Source organism: Pseudomonas sp. BAV 4579, from assembly GCF_009765395.1.
GTDB lineage: Bacteria > Pseudomonadota > Gammaproteobacteria > Pseudomonadales > Pseudomonadaceae > Chryseomonas > Chryseomonas aestiva.
In genome coordinates, this window is sequence record NZ_WHOV01000141.1 from 40,739 (window position 1) to 47,379 (window position 6,641).

At 65.4% G+C, this 6,641-nt stretch carries 6 protein-coding genes; 1 reads left to right on the forward strand and 5 read right to left on the reverse strand.

Annotated elements, in window-relative coordinates; translation table 11 throughout:
- Positions 1–41 precede the first annotated feature (41 nt).
- The 5 genes from GSQ95_RS22215 to GSQ95_RS22235 form a co-directional block, all read right to left on the reverse strand.
- Positions 42–1,151: a Gfo/Idh/MocA family protein gene (locus GSQ95_RS22215; protein ID WP_158892646.1), complete on the reverse strand. Its 1,110-nt coding sequence runs from the start codon at positions 1,149–1,151 to the stop codon at positions 42–44.
- 113 nt (positions 1,152–1,264) lie between these two features.
- Positions 1,265–1,663 carry a hypothetical protein gene (locus GSQ95_RS22220; protein WP_158892769.1) on the reverse strand — a complete coding sequence of 133 codons (399 nt, stop codon included), beginning with the start codon at positions 1,661–1,663 and terminating at the stop codon, positions 1,265–1,267.
- Positions 1,664–1,902: 239 nt separating this feature from the next.
- Positions 1,903–3,336, reverse strand: a complete 1,434-nt coding sequence (locus GSQ95_RS22225) for a PLP-dependent aminotransferase family protein (RefSeq protein ID WP_158892644.1) — start codon at positions 3,334–3,336, stop codon at positions 1,903–1,905.
- Positions 3,337–3,541: 205 nt separating this feature from the next.
- A complete protein-coding gene (locus GSQ95_RS22230) occupies positions 3,542–4,471 on the reverse strand; it encodes an electron transfer flavoprotein subunit alpha/FixB family protein (RefSeq protein WP_133862695.1) in 930 nt (309 codons plus the stop codon).
- Positions 4,471–5,223: an electron transfer flavoprotein subunit beta/FixA family protein gene (locus GSQ95_RS22235; protein WP_133862694.1), complete on the reverse strand. Its 753-nt coding sequence runs from the start codon at positions 5,221–5,223 to the stop codon at positions 4,471–4,473. The genes GSQ95_RS22230 and GSQ95_RS22235 overlap by 1 nt, the downstream gene beginning before the upstream one ends.
- 292 nt (positions 5,224–5,515) lie before the next feature.
- Between GSQ95_RS22235 and GSQ95_RS22240 the strand changes: the two genes are divergently transcribed.
- On the forward strand, positions 5,516–6,641 hold a 1,126-nt coding region (locus GSQ95_RS22240), incomplete at its 3' end, for an NAD(P)/FAD-dependent oxidoreductase (RefSeq protein ID WP_158973908.1).

Below are 6,641 nucleotides of genomic sequence, written 5' to 3' on the forward strand. Positions count from 1 at the left end.
GCAGAGCCCTGTCACCCTCTGGGTGGCAGGGCTTTGTAGCATCAGGACTCCAGCGGTGCCTTGGTGTTGACGTATTCCGGCACCTCCGCCAGTGGCAGGCTGCGCACCTGCTCGCGGGTCGGTCCCTGGCGCTTGGGCAGCGGCTCCAGGGATTGCGGCTGACCGCTCTGCAGGGCACGCTCGATGGCCGCCAGCACGCGCACGTCGCGCCAGCCCTCCTCCCCATCCATTTCCGGCTGGCGATCCTCGAGGATGCAATCGGAGAAATAGGCCGTCTCGCCGCCGAAGTGATCCACCACCGGTGCCTTGAACTCCTCGGTCTCCCCGTCCACGGTCAGGCGATAGCCGATGGCGACGCCTTCGCCGAAACCAAAGCACGGCGACGCCTCGATCGCGCCCTTGCGGCCCACCAGCTGGAAGCGCTCGGTGTTGGGGCCGCTGAAGCTGACGGAGAACGTCGCCAGCCGCTCCTCGGGAAAGCGCAAGGTCACGGTCACGGCATCCCAGGTGGTGATGTCGCGCCCGGGTGTCTGCACCCCGACGGCACTGACTTCGATGGGCTCGTCACCAAAGAGCGCCCGCACGGCGTTGAGTGGATAGGGCCCCATGTCGGTGACGGGGCCGGCCCAGAAGCCGCTCTGGGCACGGTGGTTGGCCGTGTCGACCGGCTGGGTGAAGGTCGAGGTGAACAGGCGCGGATCGCCGATCTCGCCATTGCGCACTCGCTCGATCATTTCCACCGTGCCCGGCTCGCAGTGCAGTCGATAGGCGATCATCAACTTGGCCCCGGAGCGCGCAGCCGCGGCATTGATCGCCTGGCATTCTTCCTCGCTGATCGCCATGGGCTTTTCCAGCAGAACGTGAATGCCGGCGTCCAGCGCCGGTACGGCGAATTCCAGATGGCGGAAATTGGGCGTGGCCAGGTAGATCGCATCGATCTCGCCGGACGACAGCAGCGCCGGGAATTCTTCATAGGTATAGCTCTTGAGACCGTACTTGGCGGCCAGATCCCGCGCCTTGACGGGATCGCCGGTGACCAGGGCGGTCATCTCGGAATTGCGGGTCTGGCCGACCCCAGGCATGAAGGCGCCCTGGGAAATCCAGCCACCGCCTACCACCGCATAAAGAATCTTGCCTGTCGCACTGGGCATGGAACGCTCCCGAATCCGGGCAGACGTTGTGTCCGCCAACTGAACTGTCGGCAAGCGTTGCGGCGATGAAGTTCCGGGCCGATGTTCAGCAACGGCCACCTGACAGCCACGGACTAGCGCCGAAAGCGCAATTCGACCTCCGCCCCTTCGAAGTCGTCGCTGCGATCCCGGCTGATCACCCGACCGCCCAGTTCAAAACGACCGGGGTCGCCTTCCTTGCGAAACAGCTGCGGCAGCAGACCCGCCTCGGCGACGCTGTTGTCGGCCTTGCCTGCGCCCAGGCGGCGAGCGCTCACCGACGGAGACGCCGCCGCTTCACCGGGCACACTGAGGTCGAGCGGATGGGCGACAGCCGGCGCCGGCTTGGGCACGGCAGGCTTCTTGAGCTGGCTGTTCCTGGCCAGGTCCTGTTTCTTCGGTGGCGGTGCAGGCAGCACGAAGGCCTTGGTCGGGAGCGGGTCCAGGCGGTAGGCGCTCAGATCGGCGGCGCTGCCCTGGGCCTCGGTTGCCACCGATGACTTCGGCGCTACTGGCGCTGGCGCCGCTGCCGGAGGCGCCTTGGCCGTGGCGGGCGGGGACTGGTTATCACAGCCCGCCAACAGCAGGGTCACGGCCAGCGCCGTCGTTGCCAGGTATCCACGCATAGGCTCACCACACTTGGGATATCGCCCCCGGAGCGAGGCACCGGGCGCGACAGGGGTCAGTCTCTACAACCGACTCCGCTGCCCCGTGGCGGGTTCCAGGCGTGCCGCTAGGCGGCCAGGCTTTCCTGGCAGAGCTGACGGGCGAGCAGGCCCAGGGTCATCAGCGCTCGCTGGGCATCGCGCCCCCAGGGCAGGCCGCAATTGAGGCGGATGCAGTGATTGAACTGGTCGGTGTTGCTGAAGATCATGCCCGGCGCAATGCTCACCCCCTGATCCAGGGCGCGCTGGTGCAGCAGGCGAGTGTCCACCCGCACCGGCAGGCTGACCCAGAGGATGAAGCCGCCATTGGGTCGACTCATCTGGGTGCCTTCGGGAAAGTGCTCCTGGATCGCCAGCTGGAAGGCGGTCATGTTGCGGCGGTATTCCTGGCGGATGGCTCGCAGGTGGCGGTCATAGCCGCCGTTCTCCAGATAGGCGGAGACCCCCATCTGGGTCACGCTGCAGGCGGAATGGGTGGTAAAGGTCTGCAGGCGGCAGATGTCTTCCTGGTAGGGCCCGGCCACTACCCAGCCGATGCGGACACCGGGCGAAAGGGTCTTGGAAAAGCTCGAGCAGTAGATGACCCGACCCTGCTTGTCGAGCGCCTTGAGCGCCCTGGAGCCGCTGTCGTAGGTCAGTTCGCCATAGATGTCGTCCTCGACGATGGCGATGTTGCGCTCCGCCGCCAGTCTGAGCAGCTGCTTCTGCCGCGCCTCCGGCATGCTGCCCCCCAGGGGATTGCTCAGCCGCGCGGCCACCACCAGGGCCTTGACCGGCCACTGGCTCGCGGCCAGCTGCAGCGCCTCCACACTGAGCCCGGTCTCGGGATCGCAGGGGATCTCGATCACCTTGAGGCCCAGCACCTCGGCCAGCTGCAGCAGCCCGTAGTAGGACGGCGATTCGGTGGCGATCAGGTCGCCCGGCTTGGTCAGCACCCGCAGCGACATCTGCAGCGCATCCACGCAGCCATGGGTGATCACCACCTCTTCCGGACCCACCACCACCCCCGCATCGCGCAGGCGGATGGCCACCTGGCGGCGCAGGGGCTCGTAGCCCGGACTGTGCAGATAGGAAAAGGCCGCGCGAGCCTGGAAACGGGTCACCTTGGACAGTTGCTGGTGCAGGGCCCGCAAGGGCAGGTAGTCGGGCTGGGGGACCGCCATGCCGAGGGGCACCACGCCCTCCCGCCGCGATTCCGCCAGCACCTGGTTGATGATACCCGCGCGGGTCACCAGGCTGGGCCGTTCCACCGTGGCGATATCCGGTGTCGGCGCGGTCAGCGCCGGGGTCTGGTGCACATAGAAGCCCGATTGCGGCCGGGCCCGGATCAGCCCCTGGTCTTCCAGGGTGGCATAGGCCTGCAGGACGCTGGCGTGGCTGACGCCCAACTGCTGGCTCAGTTTGCGCACCGAAGGCACTCGCTCGCCGGGCTTGTAGACCCCCGTGCGGATGTCGTTCGCCAGTTGCTGGGCGATGCGCTGATAGAGCAACAGATTGGTCATGGCGTCTTCCTGGACGAAAGCGGAACAGTAGCAGGCTACCCTGAAGGTATACCGGTACAGCTAAGCCTGACCTTAACCCTTCCCTTCCCGGGGCGGCAATGTCCAAAAACGACAAGGAACCGGCGCACCCCGCCTTGATGCCAGAGGCCATGCCGTGCCCATGAAAAAGCCCGCCAAAGGGCGGGCTCTTGCACGGGGGTGGGCCTCAGATGGCCTTTTCCAGCTCGGGGATCAATTCGAACAGGTCACCCACCAGGCCGTAGTCGGCCACCTGGAAGATCGGCGCCTCCTCGTCCTTGTTGATGGCGACGATCACCTTGGAATCCTTCATGCCCGCCAGGTGCTGGATGGCCCCGGAGATGCCGACGGCGATATACAGCTGCGGCGCGACGATCTTGCCGGTCTGGCCGACCTGCATGTCGTTGGGCACGAAGCCGGCGTCCACCGCGGCGCGCGAGGCACCCACCGCCGCGCCCAGCTTGTCGGCCAGGGCGTAGAGGATCTTGAAGTTGTCACCGTTCTGCAGACCGCGACCACCGGAGACCACCACCTTGGCGGCGCCCAGCTCGGGACGGTCGGACTTGGCCAGCTCTTCGCCGACGAAGCTGGAGATGCCGGCATCCTTGACCAGGCTCACGGCTTCGATGGCGGCGGAACCGCCCTCGGCGGCGACCGGATCGAAACCGGTGGCGCGCACGGTGATCACCTTGACCGGCGCCGTGGAGCGCACGGTGGCGATGGCGTTGCCGGCATAGATCGGCCGCTTGAAGGTGTCGGCGGATTCGACGGCGATGATCTCGGAGATCTGGTCGACGTCCAGCAACGCGGCGACGCGCGGCAGGAAGTTCTTGCCATTGGTGCTGGCAGCGGCCAGGACGTGGCTGTAGTTGGCGGCCAGCTCGACCACCAGCGGCGCGACGTTTTCCGGCAACTGGTGCGCGTAGGCGGCGTTGTCGGCCAAGAGGACCTTACCGACGCCGGCGAGCTTGGCGGCGGCATCGGCGACCGGCTGGGCATTCTGCCCGGCGACCAGCACATGGATGTCGCCGCCGATGGCCTGGGCCGCGGCAACGGTGTTCAGGGTAGCGCCGAAGAGGTTGGCGTTGTCGTGGTCGGCAATGACGAGAATGGCCATCAGATCACCTTAGCTTCGTTCTTGAGTTTTTCGACCAGCTCGGCCACGGACTTGACCTTGATGCCCGCCTGACGACCCGCCGGAGCTTCCACCTTGACCACCTCGTAGGAGGCTTTCACCGCCACGCCCAGGGCGTCCGGGGTCAGGGTTTCCAGCGGCTTCTTCTTGGCCTTCATGATGTTGGGCAGCGAGGCGTAGCGCGGCTCGTTGAGGCGCAGGTCGGTGGTCACCACCGCCGGCAGCTTGAGCGCCACGGTCTGCAGCCCGCCATCGATCTCGCGGGTCACGTTGAGGCCGTCAGCGGCCTGCTCCACCTTGGAGGCGAAGGTGCCCTGGGCGAAGCCGGTCAGAGCGGCCAGCATCTGGCCGGTCTGGTTGTTGTCGCTGTCGATGGCCTGCTTGCCAAGGATCACCAGCTGCGGCTGTTCCTTGTCCACCACGGCCTTGAGCAGCTTGGCGGTGGTCAGCGACGACAGCTCGGCGGTGCCGGTGTCGATCAGCACGGCGCGATCGGCGCCCAGTGCCAGAGCGGTACGCAGTTGTTCCTGCGCCTGGGCGGGACCCGCGGTCACGACCACGATCTCGCTGGCGATACCCTTTTCCTTCAGGCGCACCGCTTCTTCCACAGCGATCTCGCAGAAGGGGTTCATGGACATCTTGACGTTGGCCAGGTCGACACCGGTCTGGTCGGCCTTGACGCGGACCTTGACGTTGTAGTCCACCACGCGTTTGACAGCTACGAGAACCTTCATGAATCCCTCGATTTATTCTGGTGAATAAACAGGACGCCAAGGCGGCCTTGCGTTGGACACGACCCCTGCCGGTCCAAGCTTGTTGCAAATTCTTCTTATGTTGACCTCCACGGCAGCAGGGGTCAACGCGACAGTCCGTCAGGGGCCAGTAACTCCCGAGTCTAACAGGCTTGCGGAAAATTTAAACAAACGTTTGAATGGGTACCAGGGAGCGTGCCGGATATAATGAAGTCTTTTGTTGCACCCCTACATAAATAACCAGATCGTGAGTTTTGCCTGAGGAGAGTGAGCCGTGGAACGCGAATACATGGAATTCGACGTGGTGATCGTCGGGGCCGGCCCCGCGGGCCTGTCCGCGGCCTGTCGCCTCAAGCAGCAGGCGGCCAAAAATGGCCAGGAGATCAGTGTCTGCGTGGTCGAGAAAGGCTCCGAGGTCGGTGCCCACATTCTCTCCGGCGCGGTCTTCGAACCCCGCGCCCTGGACGAGCTCTTTCCCAACTGGAAGGAACTCGGCGCGCCCCTTAACACCCCGGTCAAGCGCGACGACATCTACCTGCTCAAGGATGATCGCCAGGCGACCAAGGTGCCGAATTTCTTCGTGCCCAAGCCCATGCACAACGAGGGCAACTACATCATCTCCCTTGGTAACCTCTGCCGCTGGCTCGGCCAGCAGGCCGAAGCCCTGGGCGTGGAGATCTATCCGGGCTTCGCCGCCCAGGAGCCGCTGATCGATGAGCAGGGCGTGGTGCGCGGCATCATCACCGGCGACCTGGGCGTGGATCGCGAAGGCCAGCCCAAGGAGGGGGTCTACACCCCCGGCATGGAACTGCGCGGCAAGTACACCCTGTTCGCCGAGGGCTGCCGTGGCCATCTGGGCAAGCAGCTGGGCCAGAGATTCAAGCTCGGCGAAGGCGCCGATCCGCAGCACTACGGCATCGGCATCAAGGAGCTGTGGGAGATCGATCCGGCCAAGCACGAGCAGGGCCTGGTGATCCACACCTCCGGCTGGCCGCTGGACAAGGAAAACCCGGGCGGTTCCTTCCTCTATCACCTGGAAGACAACCAGGTGGTGGTCGGCCTGATCGTCGACCTGGCCTACAGCAATCCGCACCTCTCGCCCTATGACGAATTCCAGCGCTACAAGCACCATCCGGTGGTGGCCCAGTACCTGGAAGGCGGCAAGCGCGTCTCCTACGGCGCCCGTGCCCTGGTCAAGGGCGGCCTGAATTCCCTGCCGAAGATGGTCTTCCCCGGTGGCGCCCTGATCGGCTGCGACCTGGGCACCCTCAATCCGGCCAAGATCAAGGGCAGCCACACCGCCATGAAGTCCGGCATGCTCGCCGCCGACGCCATCGTCGCCGCCCTGGCGGCCGGTCGCGAAGGCGACGAACTCCAGGGTTACGTCGATGGCTTCAAGG

What these genes read in the sequence shown, in the direction of transcription:
- GSQ95_RS22230 (WP_133862695.1), bottom strand. Translation starts at nt 4,471, where the DNA reads ATGGCCATTCTCGTCATTGCCGACCACGACAACGCCAACCTCTTCGGC.
- GSQ95_RS22225 (WP_158892644.1), bottom strand. Translation starts at nt 3,336, where the DNA reads ATGACCAATCTGTTGCTCTATCAGCGCATCGCCCAGCAACTGGCGAAC.
- GSQ95_RS22235 (WP_133862694.1), bottom strand. Translation starts at nt 5,223, where the DNA reads ATGAAGGTTCTCGTAGCTGTCAAACGCGTGGTGGACTACAACGTCAAG.
- GSQ95_RS22215 (WP_158892646.1), bottom strand. Translation starts at nt 1,151, where the DNA reads ATGCCCAGTGCGACAGGCAAGATTCTTTATGCGGTGGTAGGCGGTGGC.